A 15,612-nucleotide genomic window follows, 5' to 3' on the forward strand; every position below is an offset into this window, starting at 1 on the left:
ACAGGCGCCAGGTCACCCAACGATCCGCCCCTTCCATCCGTTAGATCACCCAACGAAGGACTGGTCCATGGCAGGCGACACCGTCATCACGATCATCGGCAACCTGACCGCCGACCCCGAGCTGCGCTTCACGCCGTCCGGGGCTGCGGTCGCGAACTTCACCGTGGCCTCCACGCCGCGGCAGTTCGACCGTCAGAGCAACGAGTGGAAGGACGGCGAGACGCTGTTCATGCGCTGCTCGGTGTGGCGTGACGCGGCAGAGAACGTCGCCGAGTCGCTCCAGCGGGGCACGCGTGTCATCGTCTCCGGTCGCCTCAAGTCCCGGTCCTACGAGACCAAGGAGGGCGAGAAGCGCACCGTCGTGGAGATGGACGTCGACGAGATCGGCCCGTCCCTGCGCAGCGCGACCGCCAAGGTCAACAAGACCCAGCGCGGTGGCGGTGGTGGCGGCTTCGGCGGCCAGGGTGGTCAGGGCAACCAGGGCGGCGGCTGGGGTGCCCCGGCCGGTGGCGGCCAGGGCGGCCAGGCCGAGGACCCCTGGGCAACCGGTGGCTCCGCGCCTGCCGGCCAGGGTGCCGGTGGTCAGGGTGGTCAGGGCGGCGGCTGGGGACAGCCCGCCGCTGCGCCCAACGCTCCGCAGGGTGGTCAGGGTGGTGGCTGGGGCGCGGCTCCCAGCTACGACGAGCCTCCCTTCTGACCGACCCGCGAGGGTCGGCCTCCGCTGCCCGGTCCGCCGGACGGCATACGACAAGACATCAATGACCCATCCCGGGGCGTCTGACCCCGGGCTCTCATCACGAAGGAGAGCACCACGATGGCAAAGCCCGTTGTGCGCAAGCCCAAGAAGAAGGCCAACCCGCTGAAGGCGGCGAAGGTCGAGAACATCGACTACAAGGACACCGCGCTGCTGCGCAAGTTCATCTCCGACCGCGGCAAGATCCGCGCGCGTCGGGTGACCGGTGTGTCCGTCCAGGAGCAGCGTCTCATCGCCACGGCCGTCAAGAACGCCCGTGAGATGGCCCTGCTGCCCTACTCGAGCTCGGCTCGCTGAGCCGTTTTCGAGAGAGGAAACGAACCATGAAGCTCATTCTCACGCACGAGGTCTCCGGCCTCGGTGCTGCCGGTGACGTCGTCGAGGTCAAGGACGGCTACGGCCGTAACTTCCTCATGCCGCGCGGTCTCGCGACCCCGTGGACCAAGGGTGGTCAGAAGCAGGTCGACGCCCTGACCAAGGGCCGCGAGGTCCGCGAGATCAAGGACCTCGACACCGCCAAGGGTGTCAAGGGCCAGCTCGAGGCCACGTCGGTCAAGGTCCCGGCCAAGGCCGGCCAGTCCGGTCGTCTCTTCGGCGCCGTGAGCAACGGCGACATCGCCGCTGCCGTCAAGGCTGCTGGTGGCCCGGAGCTCGACAAGCGCAAGATCGAGGTGAAGCAGGCCATCAAGACGCTCGGCTCCTACGAGGCGACCGTCCGCCTGCACCCCGAGGTCGCGGCGACCCTCACCTTCGAGGTCGTCTCCGCCTGAGCACCGCTCGAGCACGCCTGAGCACAGCGACAGGGGCCGGGATCCGCATGAGCGGATCCTGGCCCTTCGTCGTCCCGCGCTCTCAGGTGAGCTGGGCGATGAGGTTGCCCACGTGCGGCGACCCGAGGCCGGTGACCCGGTCATAGCCGGCCGATGCCTGGTAGGCGCCGTTGCTGCCTGAGGTGATGTCGCGGAAGCAGCTCGACCCGGCGAGGGGGTAGAGCAGTGGTGCGAGGTAGCCGTGCGCCGGCTTCCCCGCGCTCACCCTCGCCTCGTTGAGCAGGGCGCAGATGCCGGCCCAGACCGGCGCGCTCCAGCTCGTGCCACCGATCTGGGCGTCGCGGCCGTGCAGGATCACGAGGGCGCCGGTGTTGGGGTCGGCTGCCGCGCTGACGTCGGGGACGAGCCGCTTGTCGCCCGCGGGCACGCCCGGCCCGGTCTGCCACGCCGGTCGGGGGAAGAGCACGCTCACCCCGCCGCCGCTGCCGGTCCAGGCGGTCTCGCTCGTCACGGCATCGGCGGGGCTGAGGTCGAGCGTCGTGCCGCCGACGCCGATGACGACGGGGTCGGAGGCTTCGTACTCGACCTGGAGGGGGCCGCTCGACCCGTGGCCCGAGCCGTCGGGGTTCGACCCGGCGTCGCCGCTCGACACGAAGACGTTGACGCCGGCCGCCGCCAGCTTGAGGAACTTCTGGTGCTGGGCCGCGACCTCGCCTCCGGGCCCACCGAGGAAGGTCTCGCCGAGCCCGAGGCTGATCGAGAGCTGGCGCATCCCGGGATAGCGCGGCAGGTCGGAGATGATCCGGTCGAGCGCCTGGTCGAGGTCGACGAAGCGCAGCGAGCCCGAGGCATACACCCGGATCTTCGCCCCCGGCGCGATGCCGCTCGACCACTCGACGTCGAGCGTCTCCTCACCCTCGGCCGGAGGCAGGGTGGTGCCGCCGACGTTGATCTTCGTCACCCGCTTGGTGCTGGCGGAGGTGCCGGTGAAGCCGTTGCGCGCCCAGAACGCCTTGAGGTCCTTGGCGGCGGGCACGGTGTCGATGAGGATCGCGATCACCTGCCCGTTCCCCGTGACCGACAGTCCCTGAGCGCCGTAGGCCGCCCGCAGGTCGTCGACGAGATAGGGCGGCGTCCCCGTCGCGGCTGCGGCAGCGGCAGCCGGTGCGAGAGCCCGTGACCCGGTGACGTCGGTGGGTCCGACATACCTGCGGAAGTGCTTGTTGAGCTGGCGGTAGGGCTGCAGGCCGAGGATGGCGCGCACCCCCTCGCCGACGTCGGCCGGCAGGCTGGGCGCGGTGCGGGCTGCCGAGTAGGTCACCCCGTCCTTGGTCACCTTGGCCATGTCGACCTGCAGCTGCTCGGCGATGTTGGAGACCGTCGAGGAGGCATAGACCGAGCTTCCGTCCGCGGAGGACTTGCCTACCGAGAAGCCATGGGACGCAAGCCATTCCGTGAGCTTCGTGCGGGCGGCGTCCGGTGCGGTCGCCGCCGCGATCTCCTCGGGAGTGGCAACCTCGCCGGCCGCCACCCTGGCCTCGAGCTTCGCCGTCGCCTCGGGGTCGAGTGAGAGTGTGAAGAGCACGTCGAGGGTGTCGTCGAGCTCGCGCTGGGTGGCCGACTGGACGATCGCACCGTTGGGCGCGGGCCCGTCTGACTCGGGTAGTGGAACGACACTGTCGGAGAAGATCTTGCGGGCAGCCATGCCCTCACCGCCTTGGATTCTGGCCATGGCGGGCCCCGGCAGCCGAACACGTGCCGCCGGGCCTCGATCCATGGGATGCGACCTGTTGGTTGGACCTGCTTCGATCCGGCGACTCTTCACTGTCGCACCGATCGGGGGCGGCGACCCACCGAACGGTCCGAATCGTCGGCCCCGTAGAGATTGGGCGCACGCGTTGAGGCCAGCCACACACGTGAGAGCAGCCGGCCCGCCGTATGCCGTGTGCACCTGTCACCGAGGTGTGCGGGCGCGCGCTCGGGCCGGGTCAGCTCGAGTCGCGGACGACGAGGCTCGTCTCCATCATCGTCACGTGCTCCACCTGCTCACCTGCGAGCAGCCGCAGCAGCGTGTCGGCCATGACGACGCCCATCTCGAGCGAGGGCTGGGCGACGGTCGTGAGCCCGATCCGTCCGCGCGTCGCGTAGGGGCTGTTGTCGAAGCCGACGATGGCGACGTCGGCGGGCACCCGCAGCCCGCGCTCCTCGAGGGCGAGCAGCACGCCGCTCGCCATGAGATCGCTCGCGACGAAGATGGCGTCGAGATCGGGGTACTCGTCGACGAGCGCCAACGCGGCGCGGATGCCGCCGGCCTCGGTGAAGTCGCCGTGCGCGATCCGGTGGTCGCCCAGCCCAGCCGCCGCCAGCGCGTCGCGCCAGCCCATCTCGCGGTCGACGGCGGCCGGCATGTCGGCGGGCCCGGTGATCGTCGCGATCCGCTGGCGCCCCCGCGCGATGAGGTGCTCGACCCCGTGGCGCGCCCCGAGCCGGTTGTCGACGTCGATGTAGTAGTCGCCCGGGTTGGCGATCTGGCCGAGCGGCCGACCACCGAAGACGACGGGCAGCGACCGGCCGAGCGAGGCGAGGAAGTGGTCGCCGGAGTGGTGCGACACGACGATCGCGCCGTCGACGTTGCCGCCGAGCAGGTAGCGCCGCGTCTTCTCCGACGGGGTGCTCGGGTGGGTGAGCTGGAGGTTGAGCACGTAGTCGCTGTCGTCGAGCCGCTCGCTGATGCCCTGCACGACGTCGGCGAAGTAGGGGTCGCCGAAGAAGCGGTGCGCGTTCTCCGGCACGACGAGGGCGATCGACATCGTGGACCGGGCCGCGAGCGACCGCGCCGCACGGTTCGGCACGTAGTTGAGCTCCGCGATGGCCTTCTCGACGACGACGAGCACGTCGGGGCTCACCCGAGGAGAGCCGTTGATGACGCGTGACACCGTGGCGCGCGACACGCCGGCCACCCGGGCGACCTCCTCGAGAGTCGGTCGGACGACGGGGGCCGGCGTCCCGTCGCTCATGTCCGTGTGTCTCCTGACGGGTCGTCGTGCATGTGGTCGATCTTGGCGTCGTGCATCTCGTCGTGCATCTCGTCGACCGTCAGCGCCCCGTCGGGCGGGGGCAGCTGCCGGGTCGCGATGATCCGTGCGTAGTCCAGGGCGCTCGCCTTCGGAGTGCGCACCTGGGTGTCGTAGTCCACACGGACGATACCGAACCGCTTCGCGTAGCCCCACGCCCACTCGAAGTTGTCGAGCAGCGACCAGTAGAAGTAGCCGCGCACGGGCACCCCCTGGTCGACCGCGTCGAGGATCGCCCCGAGGTGCGCGCGCACGTATGCCGTCCGGTCGCGGTCCTGGACGAAGCCGCGGTCGTCTGCCACGTCGTCGAAGGCGGCGCCGTTCTCGGTCACGTGGAGGGCGACCCCGGCGGGGCCGGCATACTTCGTGTGGAGACGGACGAGCAGGCGGGTCAGGCCCTCGGGCTGGATCTCCCAGTCCATGCCGGTGAGCGGCAGCCCGCGCGGGTGGCGGTGGGCGTCGTCGGCCGCGGGCAGGGGCGAGCGCGTCTCGCGACCGCCGTTGACGCTGTCGTCGAGCGCTGCGGCCGGGACCTCGTGCCCGATCGCCTCGCCGTTGTAGTAGTTGACGCCGAGGACGTCGATCGGGGTGGAGATGACCGCGAGGTCGCCGTCCATGATGTGGTCCTCGAGTCCCAGGTGACGGACGTCCTCGAGGAGGTCGGCGGGGTACTCACCGCGGAAGATCGGGTCGAGGAAGATCCGGTTCATCTGGGCGTCGACCCGGCGGGCGCCGTCGACGTCGCGCGGGTCACTCGGGTCGAGCGGGTCGGCCACGGTGAAGTTGAGCGTCAGCCCGAGCTCGAGGGACGGGTCGCGGTCACGCAGCGCCTGCACCGCCTTGCCGTGGGCGAGCATGAGGTGGTGCGCGGCGGCGAGGCCGTCGGCGGGCGAGGTGCGGCCCGGCGCGTGCATGCCGGCCGTGTAGCCGAGGAAGGCCGAACAGAACGGCTCGTTGAGCGTCGTCCACGTGCGCACCCGGTCACCGAGCCGGTCGTGCACGGCGAGGGCGTAGTCGACGAAGCGGTCGGTCGTCGACCGCTCGGTCCAGCCGCCGCGGTCCTCGAGCGCCTGCGGCAGGTCCCAGTGGTAGAGCGTCAGCCAGGGCGCGATGCCGGAGTCGAGCAGCGAGTCGACGAGCCGCTCGTAGAAGTCGAGGCCCGCGGGGTTGACCGGCCCGCCGTCGGGGCACACCCGCGCCCATGACGTCGAGAAGCGGTAGGACTGCAGGCCGAGCGAGCGCATGAGGGCCACGTCGGCGGCATACCGGTGGTAGTGGTCGCAGGCGACGTCGCCGGTGTCGCCGTCGACGACGGCGCCCGGGGTGTGCGAGAAGGTGTCCCAGATGGAGTCGGTGCGGCCGTCCTCGTGGCGGGCGCCCTCGATCTGGTAGGCCGCGGTGGCGGCTCCCAGCACGAAGCTCGCGGGCACGGGGCGCGACCCCGCGACGATGAGCGAGGAGGTCACCGCGGTCGCTCCTCTCACGTCGTCGGGGTGGGTCAGGTGGGCGGTCATCCCTTGACTGCTCCTTGCATGATGCCGGACACGAGCTGCTTGCCGGCGAAGATGAAGAGGACGATGAGCGGCAGCGCCATGAGGACGACGCCGTTGAGCACGAGCGAGTAGTCGACGAAGTAGGCCGCCTGCAGCTGCTGGAGCGCGACGGGGAGCGTCGGGTTGCCCGGGTCGAGGATGATGAACGGCCAGAAGAAGTTCGTCCACGTCGCGATGAAGGTGAACAGGCCCAGCATCGCGGCGCCCGGACGCACGGCCGGCAGCGCGATCGACCAGAAGGTGCGCAGCGTCGACGCGCCGTCGACCCGCGAGGCCTCGATGAGCTCGTCGGGCAGGGCCTCCTGGAGGTACTGCGTCATCCAGAAGACGCCGAAGGCGCTGACGGCGCTCGGGATGATGACGGCCCAGAGGCTGCCGATCCAGCCGAGCTTGCTCATGACGATGAAGAGCGGCACGATGCCGAGCTGCGTCGGCACGGCCATCGTCGCGATGACGAAGACGAGCAGCCCGCTACGGCCGCGGAAGCGCAGCTTGGCGAAGGCGAAGCCGGCCATCGCGGAGAAGAGGACGACGAGGAGCGAGACCGTCGTGCTGACGAAGATGCTGTTGCCGAGCGCCTTCCAGAAGGGCACGGTCGTCACGACCGTCGCGGCGTTCTGGAGGAAGTGCCCGCCGGGGACGAAGGAGTACGGGTCCTGCACGATGGCGGCCGCGTCCTTGCTGCCGATGACGAACGACCACCAGAGCGGGAACGCCGAGGCCAGCAGCACGACGATGAGGAAGACGTATGCCGCCGGGCTGGCCTGGGTGCGGCGGATGACCTTGGCTCTCATCGGGATCCCTTCGAGGCGATCCTGCGGGTGAGCAGGAAGTTGATGATGGCGAAGATGACGATGATGAGGAAGAGCATCCAGGCGACCGCTGCGGCGCGGCCGAAGTTCTTCTGGGTCCAGCCGAGCTGGTAGAGGTAGAGCGTCAGCGTCTGCCACTGGCGGTCTGCTCCGCCGAGGCCGTACTGGTCGTACATGCGCGGCTCGTCGAAGATCTGCAGGCCGCCGATCGTCGAGGTGACGATGACGAAGATGATCGTCGCCCGCAGCTGCGGGATGGTGATCGAGATGAAGGTGCGCACGCGTCCGGCGCCGTCGATGAGGGCGGCCTCGTAGTAGTCGCGGGGCACGGCCTGCATCGCGGCGAGGAAGATGAGCGCGTTGTAGCCGATCCACCGGAAGTTGACCATCGTGGCGATGGCGACGTGGCTCGGCAGGACCTCCTTGTGCCACTGGACCGGGTCGATGCCGACGAGGCCGAGCAGGTGGTTAACGAGGCCGAACTTGTCACCGAAGAGGTCGCTGAAGATGAGCGCGACGGCGACGGGGGCGAGCACGTAGGGCAGGAGCACACCCATCCGCCAGAAGGTGCGAGCGCGCAGGTTGCTGTCGAGGGCCGCGGCGATGAGCAGCGCGATGATGATCTGCGGAACGCTCGAGAGCAGGAAGATGCTCACCGTGTTCTTCAGGGCGTTCCAGAAGTAGGGCTGGCCGAGCACGTCGGTGTAGTTCTTGAGCCCGACGAAGGCGCCCTGCCCGCCGATGAGGCTCCACTTGTGCAGCGAGACCCAGGCTGTGTAGCCCAGCGGGAAGAGCCCGACGACGCCGAAGAGGATGAAGAAGGGCGAGATGTACGCGTAGGGCGAGGCCTTCTCGTCGGCGCGGGTGAGGCGCCGGCGCCAGGCGGCTCGCGGCGCCATCGGCGTGCGCTCCACGGTGGTGGGAGGTGGGTCCTGCGGCCTCGGGCGCGAGGGGGACTGGACGGTCACGGTCGGATCCGCTCGTCGGGCGGGTGGCGCGGTGCCTGGAGGGGGATCACCGCGCCATCCGCTGGTCGGCGCTCAGCGGCATACCGCTGGCTTGTTCTGGTGGCCGGTCTGACGGCCGGCCTGGCGGAGCCCGGGTCGTGTCGGACCCCGCCAGGCCTGGTGCGCTCGGCTCAGCCGAGAGCCTTCACGTCATTGACCCACTTGTCCCACGACTCCTGCGGGGAGCTGCCCTGCTCGACGCGGGTCAGCGCCTGCTGCATGGCGTCGTTGATGGCGAAGTAGTGGGTGCCCTTGTAGGGGGAGAGGGTGACGGCCTTGGCACGGTCGGCGAAGATCTGGCCGGTCGGTGCGTTGTTGAACGAGGCGACCTTGAAGGAGAGCAGATCAGGGCTGTCGAGCGCGGCCTTCTGGCTGGGGAACGCCCCGACCTTCTTGAAGGCGGCGATCTGCTGCTCCGGCGCGGTCAGCCAGGCGGCGAGCTCCTGGGCCTCCTTGGGGTGCGCGCTCTGCTTCGGGACGGTCAGGTAGGACCCGCCCCAGTTGCCACCGCCACCGGGGAAGGTGTTGGCGACGTCCCAGCCCTTGACGCCCTTGGCGTTGCCCTCGATGACTCCGACCATCCAGCCGGGGCAGAGCATGGTCGCGAAGCCGTCCTTCTGGAAGCTCGCGGTCCAGTCGTCACCCCACTGCTGGAGCTTGGCGGAGAGGCCGTCGGTGATGCCGGCCTTGATGACGGCGTCGTAGACCTTCTTGACGTCAGGGTTCTCGGTCGCCGTGATCGAGTCGTCCTTGGGGTTCTCGTAGGCGGCCTCGAGCTGGTTGACCATGCCCTGGTAGGTGGCGCCGATGCTGTCGAAGAAGGGGACCTTCGACTTGGCGGAGAACTGCTTGCCGGCGGCGAAGTAGCTGTCCCACGTGTTGCCGAAGAGCTTGGCGACGGACTCGCGGTCGCTCGGCAGGCCGGCGGCCTTGAAGAGGTCGCTGCGGTAGCAGATCGCCTCAGGGCCCGAGTCGGTGCCGTAGCCGATGAGCGCGCCGTTGGCGTCGGTGGCAGCCTTGGCCTTCCAGTCGAGCCAGCGGCCCGCGACGTCGGGCGAGTTGAGGTCGTTGAACTTGTCGGAGTACTGGAGCATCTCCGGCAGCCAGTCGACCTCGACGGCCTCGACGTCGGCCATGCCGCTGCCGGCCGAGAGGCGGGTGAAGAAGTTGTCGCGGGCCTCGTTGGAGGTGGCCGCCTTCTTGTGGGTGACCTTGATGTTCGGGTGGGCCTTCTCGAAGGCCGGGATGAGGTCCTCGTAGCCGAACTGATTGAAGGTCGCGAGGGTCAGGGTGACCGGTCCGCTGGCGGACGTGGCCCCGGCCTGGGTCGAACCGGACGTGTCGCCCGAGCTGGAGCTGCAGGCCGTCAGGGCGAGCGCCCCGACGGCGATGGTGGCGAGCGCGACGGATCGCGCCGATGCGCGGCGACCGAAACGGTCGCCGGAGCGGGTGGTACGGGACATTGGAGAGCTCCTTCGGTCTCTTCCCAGGATGGGTCGTGGGAGCGCTCTCCGTGCGTGAACCAGGGTGTGAGAGCGCTCTCACGGATGAGGATGGAGGTAGGCCGTCGTCCGGGTCAAGTGCCGTTACCAACCCGTGATCTGTGGCGGACCGGACAGGCCGAGCTGGTTGACCCTTTTCAGGAGGGTGGGGTGGGATGGGAGCAGCGACGCTCCACCACGAGCGAGAGGACGGCCATGGCGGTGCACGACCTCCGGACCGAACGCCCCTACGACCTGCTCGCGATGGGCAGGGTGGGGGTCGACCTCTACCCGCTCCAGCACGGCGTCACCCTCGACGAGGTGCGCACCTTCGAGAAGTTCCTCGGGGGCAGCGCGGCCAACGTCACGGTGGCCGCAGCGCGGCACGGACGGCGGTCGGCGCTCATCAGCGCGACGGCCGACGACGCCTTCGGGCGCTTCGTCCACCGCCAGCTGCTGCAGCTCGGCGTCGACGACGCGTTCGTCGAGACCCTCGTCGGTGGCGCCCCGACTCCCGTGACCTTCTGCGAGATCATGCCACCGGACCACTTCCCGATCTGGTTCTATCGCTACCCGACCGCGCCGGATCTCATGATCAGCCCGGATCTGCTTCCGCTGCAGGCGATTCGAGACGCACGCGTCTTCTGGTCAACCCTCACCGGGCTGTCGCAGGAGCCGAGCCGGGCGGCGCACCTCGCGGCCTGGGAGGAGCGCGGGCGCCGGGTGCCGACGGTGCTCGACCTCGACTACCGGCCGGGCTTCTGGGACGACCCGCTCGAGGCGCGCGAGCAGGTGGCGCGCGGCCTGCGCGAGGTGACGATCGCCATCGGCACGGTCGAAGAGTGCGAGCTCGCGACGGGTGAGAGCGACCCGGAGGCGGCCGCCCGGTCGCTGCTGGCCTCCGGCGTCGACCTCGCCGTGGTCAAGCAGGGCCCGCAGGGGGTGCTCGGGGTCACCGCGGGCGAGCGGGTGCAGGTCAGCGCCTACCCCGTGACCGTCGTCAACGCCCTCGGGGCGGGTGACGCGTTGGGTGGCGCGCTCGTGCACGGACTGCTCGAGGGCTGGGACCTCGAGCGCTCGCTCCACTTCGCCAACGTCGCCGGGGCGATCGTCGCCTCGCGGGCCGAGTGCTCCACGGCGATGCCGACGACGGCCGAGGTGCAGCAGCTGCTCTCCGACATCGAGGTGACCGACGGGGCCTGGTGAGTCGCCGGGCATTCGGGTGCGGTGAGGCAGGGCGCGAAAAGGCATGGGGCAAAGAGAAAACCCGCCCCTACTGGTCACGTCGCCGAACTCGACCAGCAGGGGCGGGTGCCCTTGACCCGGTGATCCGACAGGGGAGGAGATCACCGAGTCGCACAGGAGCAACTCACAAGTAGGACTATGACCCCGCAACCTTAAAGAAGGCTGGGAGGGCCCTACCAGTTACCTCCGCCCCCCTCTTGGCCCGGTCGCCGCGAGGGCCGCCAGGGGCATACCTCGGGGCCAGCAGCCGCACACCGCGGGGCGACCCGCACGTCTGGAGGTCACCTGCACCTCGTGTGCCGTGTGCACCTGACCTCACGGTGTGCGGACAGCCTCGTGGTGTGCCGAGAGCGTTGCCCTGTGGCCGGGCCAGCCGCACACCTCGGGGCGACCCGCACGTCTGGAGGTCGGCTGCACCTCGTGTGCCGTGTGCACCTGACCTCACGGTGTGCGGATGGCCTCGGGTTGCGCCGATGTCGTTGGGGTGAGTGGATGGCCGTGCGGTGTGCGGCAACCTCGGGGTGCGGCCACGGCAGGTCAGCGGGCGCCGACGACCATCCAGTCGTCGTGCCGCGCCCGCCACCCGAGCACGACGGCCCGGATCACCATGAAGCCGGTGAAGGCGACCCAGAGGAGCGCGACGTCGTGCGCCGGTGACCCGGAGGGGCCGGCCGCACGCACGGCCAGCAGGATCGGCAGGTAGGCGACGAGTGTGACGAGCATGCCCCACGCGAGCCACGTGCCGTCACCCGCGCCGATGAGCACGCCGTCGAGGACGAAGACGTAGCCCGAGACCGCCTGGCCGAGACCGACGACGACGAGCGCCGCCGACAGCGCCTCCTGCACGGCGGGGTCGGGGGAGAAGAGGGGCGGGATCACTCCGTGCAGGGCCACGACGACGAGCCCGACACCGAGCCCGCCCCAGGCGCCCCAGCGCGTCATCGTGCCCATCGCCTCGCGCACCCCGCGCCGGTCGCCGGCGCCGAGGGCGCGCCCGACGATGGCCTGCGCCGCGATGGCGAGCGCGTCGAGGGCGAAGGCGAGGAACGACCAGATCGTCATCGCCACCTGGTGCGCCGCCAGGGTGACGTCGCCGAGCGAGGCCGCCACCCACGTCGTCAGCAGCAGCACCGCACGGAGCGCGAGGGTGCGCACAAGCAGCGGTATGCCGGTGCGCGCGGCCCCGAGGACGCGCCCCGGGTGCGGGTGCAGGGAGGCGTGCCGGGCACGGGCCTTGACGACGAGAACCGTGACGAGCGCTACCGCCATGCCGGTCTGGGCGATGACGGTGCCCCACGCGGATCCGGCGATGCCCCAGTGCAGTCCGTAGACGAAGAAGAGGTTGAGCGCGATGTTGACGCCGAAACCGGCGACCGACGCGACGAGTGGCGTGACGGTGTCCTGGAGGCCGCGCAGGACACCGGTCACCGCGAGGATGACGAGCATGCCCGGCAGTCCGAAGGCCGACACCCGCAGGTAGGTCGTCGCCTGCTCGAGCACCGACGGTGAGGCACCGAACGCCGCGCAGATGGGCTCGGCCCAGACCGCGACGACGGCAGCCACCACCGCGCCGAGACCCAGGGCGAGCCAGAAACCGTCGATGCCGGCGCTGATCGCGGACTGCTCGTCGCCGGCGCCGAGATGTCGGGCGACGACACTCGTCGTGCCGTAGGCGAGGAAGACGAAGATGCCGGCGCCCGTGACGAGGGCGGCGCTCGCCACCCCGAGCCCGGCGAGCTCGGCGGTGCCGAGGTGGCCGATGATCGCGGAGTCGGCGAGCAGGAAGAGGGGCTCGGCGATGAGCGCGAGGAACGCCGGAACGGCCAACCGGAGGATCTCGCGGCGTCGGGCGACCGCGCGTCCCTTCTCGTCGAGCTCGGGCTCGTCCTGCGTGCTCGCCCCCTGGCCGGTGCTCACGGGAGCGGGCCCAGGTGCTTGAGCGCCTCGCGGCAGGACAGGCCGGAGAGGTCCGGGTGGGAACCAACGAAGTCGCGCACCCAGTCGGGGTCGGACCGGGCGCGGTCGCGCAGGGCCCAGCCGATCGCCTTGCGGCTGAAGAAGTCGCGGTCGTCGATGTTGGGCTCGATGACGTCGACGAGCAGCTGCGTGTCGAAGCCGTCGCGCCTGCCGATCTGGCTGAGGATCGCCGCGCGCCGAACCCACAGCGACTCGTCGGCCGCCCACTCGCGCATGCGCAGCGCCTCGACCGTCGGCGCCGACATGACGGTGTCGCGCACGAGGTGGGTCGCGATGTCGTCGACGACGTCCCACCAGGCTCCAACTCGGATCAGGCTCTGCCACAAGGGCATCGCGTCGCTGTCGACCCACCCGCGATAGGGGCGGTGACGCGCGAGGGCGATCGCGGCATACCACTCCTCGCGGTGCGTGGCGCCGTGCCACAGCGCCTCGATCGTCGACTCCCACTGCTCGCGCGACTCCATCGCGAGCCCGGGGTCGCGCATCAGGGGAGCGAGGGCAGCCTTGAGCTGCGGCGAGGTGAACCCGCGGTAGGGCATGGCCGACTTCATGTAGCGCTGCTGCCCGGCAGCCCGCTCAGGATCACCCCCGGCGGCGAGGGCGGCACGCACGGCGGCGACGAGCTCGTCGTGCACCCCCTGATCGGCCATGCCGCCAAACGTAGCCGGGACGCCCGACACCCGAGCACCCCGTCTCGGCCGCGCTTCTCGTCCGGCTGCCGTCAGGCTGGGCGCACAGCCCGACCGAGGTAGGCGTAGAGCCACGGCCGCATGACCCCGAGCGAGGGGGCGTAGGCGCGCTCGATCGTGTCGATGGCGAGGCCGGAGCCCTCCACGAGCTGGTCGATCCGCCGCGTCAGGTGGCACCCGTCGAAGAGGCGCATCTGCATCGGCTCGAGCCGGTGCTGCCAGCGCTCGACGTCGGCATCGGGGGCCAGCCCGTGCTCGAAGAAGTGCAGGGCGCCGCCCGGCCGCAGCACCCGCACGACCTCACGCAGCGCCGCCTCGGCGTCGGGGATCGTGCACAGCGTCAGGGTGGACAGGGCCGAGTCCGCGCTCTCGTCGGGCAGGTCGAGCCGCTGGCCGTCAAGGCCGCCTCGCTCGACCGGCACCGCGCTGCGGGTACGCCGCTTCTCCGACAGCTGCCACGCGACGTCGGACGGCTCGATGGCCACGATGCTCGTCACCTCCGGAGGCAGCGCCTCGAGGTTCGCGCCACCGCCGAAGCCGAGCTCGACGACGCGACCGGTCAGCCCGGCACAGACCCGCCGGCGGTAGGCGAGCATGGCGTCACTCGTGGACCCGACCTCGACGAGCCGGGGCGTCACGTGCGTCGTCCACCAGCTCACGGTGTCGAACCTACTCGCACCCGCACTCCGTCAGCCGCGACGCAGGGTGATGAGCGGGATCTCCGGCGGTGCCAGCACGCGCACGGGAGGACCCCAGGCGCCGGCACCGCGCGAGGTCAGCACCGGCACGTCCCCGACCATCTGCAGATCGTCGATGACGGGCTGCTGGAGGCGGACGGCATACCGGAAGGGCCACACCTGCCCGCCGTGAGTGTGGCCGGAGAGCTGGAGGTCGATGCCGCGCCCCTGGGCGTCCAGCGCCTGGCGCGGCTGGTGCGCGACGAGGATCGTGAAGCCGCCGGGTGGCGCGCTGCCAAGGGCGCCGTCGACGTCGGCAGCGTCGGCGCCGGTGCCGGTCTCGTCGTGCACCCCGGCGATGCGGATCGTGTCGGACTGCCGACGGAGGGCGACGTTCTCGTTGCGCAGCACGGTGATTCCGAGCGTCTCCCAGTGGGTGAGCCAGGCGTCGGCCTCCTGCGAGATGAACTCGTGGTTGCCGCTCACCGCGAAGACGCCGAGGGGTGCCTTGAGGTCGGCGAGCGGCGCCAGCGCGTCGGAGACCTGGCTGACCTTGCCGTCGACGAGGTCGCCGCCGAGCACGACGACGTCGGGGCGCTGCGCGTTGACCTCGTCGACGACCCGCTGGGTGAAGGACGCGTCACGGACCGGGCCCACGTGCAGATCCGTGACGAGTGCGACCCGCAGGCCGTCGAAGCCCTCGGGCAGCTGCGGGCTCGTCACGGTGACCGGCGTGACCGTCGGCATCGCCGCCTCGTGCAGTCCGTATGCCGTCGTGCCGAGTGCCGCGACCACGACGACCGGAGTGCCCACGCGGAGCAACCGCCGCCGGGGCTCGGGGCTGCTCGAGAGGCTCGCGAGGAGCGCGGCGAAGCCGAGGACCAGCGTGCCGAGCAGGAGGTACCACGCCGCCACGAGCCACGTCATGCCGAGCCAGGCGAGCCACCGCGCGCGGTGCGGGTCGATGACACCGGCCTGCATGGCGAAGGCCAGGAGCGCAGCCGCCCAGAGCAGCGCGAGGACGACGGCCACGGCCCAGCGGCCGCGGGTGGGCAGGTCGGGCGCGACGGCGAGCCGGCGATAGAGCAGGAAGGTCAGCAGCGCGAGGACTGCCGCGACGACGATGACGAAGATCGACACAGGGGGTGACCGGCCCGTGCCGGTCAGGCGGGGGTGCCGAAGCGGATGGCGTTGCGCTCGCGGGCCTTCTGCCGTTCGACGTCGCGGTCCTTCGGCGGGGCCGTCGTCGTCAGGTGCTCGAGCAGGTGGGCGGTCGCGTGCGCCACAGCCTCGACGGCCTCGTCGAACGCGGCCTGGTTGGCGTGGCTCGGCTTCGTGCTGCCGCTGACCTTGCGGACGTATTGAAGAGCGGCGGCGTGCACCTCGTCAGAGGTGGCAGGTGGCTCGAAGTTGTGGAGCTGGCGGATGTTGCGGCACATGCGCTGACTCTAGGCGGCGCACACCCCCGATGGGGTCGCGGTGATGCCGGCACTGACGTGGGGTCCAGGATCACCTCGACTCGGCTGACGCTCACCCCCGGCCCCCTCCGATTCGAGGTGATGCCGGCAGTGAC

The 15,612-nt window shown here is 70.6% G+C and carries 15 protein-coding genes; 4 read left to right on the top strand and 11 right to left on the bottom strand.

What is annotated here, in order from left to right:
• Positions 1-67: 67 nt before the first annotated feature.
• From FHX52_RS11170 to rplI, 3 genes are all read left to right on the top strand, one after another.
• On the top strand, positions 68-697 hold the full coding sequence (locus FHX52_RS11170; RefSeq protein WP_141822189.1) for a single-stranded DNA-binding protein: 630 nt from the start codon (positions 68-70) through the stop codon (positions 695-697).
• A gap of 117 nt (positions 698-814) precedes the next feature.
• Positions 815-1,051 carry a 30S ribosomal protein S18 gene (gene rpsR, locus FHX52_RS11175; protein WP_013494395.1) on the top strand — a complete coding sequence of 79 codons (237 nt, stop codon included), beginning with the start codon at positions 815-817 and terminating at the stop codon, positions 1,049-1,051.
• Positions 1,052-1,077: 26 nt separating this feature from the next.
• Complete coding sequence (rplI, locus tag FHX52_RS11180; RefSeq protein ID WP_141822190.1) at positions 1,078-1,524, top strand: 50S ribosomal protein L9; 447 nt, start codon at positions 1,078-1,080, stop codon at positions 1,522-1,524.
• Between the two features lie 82 nt (positions 1,525-1,606).
• On the opposite strand, the gene FHX52_RS11185 is transcribed toward rplI, so the two are convergent.
• The 6 genes from FHX52_RS11185 to FHX52_RS11210 all read right to left on the bottom strand — a co-directional run bounded on the left by FHX52_RS11185 (position 1,607) and on the right by FHX52_RS11210 (position 9,433).
• The gene (locus FHX52_RS11185) at positions 1,607-3,229 is read right to left on the bottom strand and encodes a S53 family peptidase (protein ID WP_141822191.1); all 1,623 of its coding nucleotides are present in this window, start codon (positions 3,227-3,229) and stop codon (positions 1,607-1,609) included.
• 283 nt (positions 3,230-3,512) lie between these two features.
• A complete protein-coding gene (locus FHX52_RS11190; RefSeq protein WP_141822192.1) occupies positions 3,513-4,541 on the bottom strand; it encodes a LacI family DNA-binding transcriptional regulator in 1,029 nt (342 codons plus the stop codon).
• Positions 4,538-6,112, bottom strand: a complete 1,575-nt coding sequence (locus FHX52_RS11195; RefSeq protein WP_141822193.1) for a GH1 family beta-glucosidase — start codon at positions 6,110-6,112, stop codon at positions 4,538-4,540. The genes FHX52_RS11190 and FHX52_RS11195 overlap by 4 nt, the downstream gene beginning before the upstream one ends.
• The gene (locus tag FHX52_RS11200; RefSeq protein ID WP_141822194.1) at positions 6,109-6,945 is read right to left on the bottom strand and encodes a carbohydrate ABC transporter permease; all 837 of its coding nucleotides are present in this window, start codon (positions 6,943-6,945) and stop codon (positions 6,109-6,111) included. Before FHX52_RS11200 ends, FHX52_RS11195 begins: the two co-directional genes overlap by 4 nt.
• Complete coding sequence (locus FHX52_RS11205) at positions 6,942-7,931, bottom strand: carbohydrate ABC transporter permease (RefSeq protein WP_425460107.1); 990 nt, start codon at positions 7,929-7,931, stop codon at positions 6,942-6,944. Before FHX52_RS11205 ends, FHX52_RS11200 begins: the two co-directional genes overlap by 4 nt.
• A 170-nt stretch (positions 7,932-8,101) precedes the next feature.
• Positions 8,102-9,433 (bottom strand): ABC transporter substrate-binding protein, encoded by a 1,332-nt coding sequence (locus tag FHX52_RS11210; protein ID WP_141822195.1) that lies wholly within the window; start codon positions 9,431-9,433, stop codon positions 8,102-8,104.
• Between the two features lie 234 nt (positions 9,434-9,667).
• Here FHX52_RS11210 and iolC point away from each other — a divergent pair, with 234 nt between their 5' ends.
• Positions 9,668-10,657, top strand: a complete 990-nt coding sequence (gene iolC / locus FHX52_RS11215) for a 5-dehydro-2-deoxygluconokinase (RefSeq protein WP_141822196.1) — start codon at positions 9,668-9,670, stop codon at positions 10,655-10,657.
• Between the two features lie 576 nt (positions 10,658-11,233).
• Here the strand turns inward: iolC and FHX52_RS11220 are convergent.
• From FHX52_RS11220 to FHX52_RS11240, 5 genes are all read right to left on the bottom strand, one after another.
• Positions 11,234-12,613: an MATE family efflux transporter gene (locus FHX52_RS11220; RefSeq protein ID WP_425460108.1), complete on the bottom strand. Its 1,380-nt coding sequence runs from the start codon at positions 12,611-12,613 to the stop codon at positions 11,234-11,236.
• On the bottom strand, positions 12,610-13,323 hold the full coding sequence (locus FHX52_RS11225; RefSeq protein ID WP_141822197.1) for a DNA alkylation repair protein: 714 nt from the start codon (positions 13,321-13,323) through the stop codon (positions 12,610-12,612). The genes FHX52_RS11220 and FHX52_RS11225 overlap by 4 nt, the downstream gene beginning before the upstream one ends.
• Before the next feature lie 71 nt (positions 13,324-13,394).
• Complete coding sequence (locus FHX52_RS11230) at positions 13,395-14,021, bottom strand: class I SAM-dependent methyltransferase (protein ID WP_221630578.1); 627 nt, start codon at positions 14,019-14,021, stop codon at positions 13,395-13,397.
• A gap of 30 nt (positions 14,022-14,051) precedes the next feature.
• Complete coding sequence (locus FHX52_RS11235; RefSeq protein ID WP_141822198.1) at positions 14,052-15,179, bottom strand: metallophosphoesterase; 1,128 nt, start codon at positions 15,177-15,179, stop codon at positions 14,052-14,054.
• 23 nt (positions 15,180-15,202) lie between these two features.
• On the bottom strand, positions 15,203-15,478 hold the full coding sequence (locus FHX52_RS11240) for a DUF2277 domain-containing protein (RefSeq protein ID WP_141822199.1): 276 nt from the start codon (positions 15,476-15,478) through the stop codon (positions 15,203-15,205).
• Positions 15,479-15,612: the final 134 nt, after the last annotated feature.

This window comes from Humibacillus xanthopallidus, assembly GCF_006717145.1.
Taxonomy (GTDB): domain Bacteria; phylum Actinomycetota; class Actinomycetes; order Actinomycetales; family Dermatophilaceae; genus Humibacillus; species Humibacillus xanthopallidus.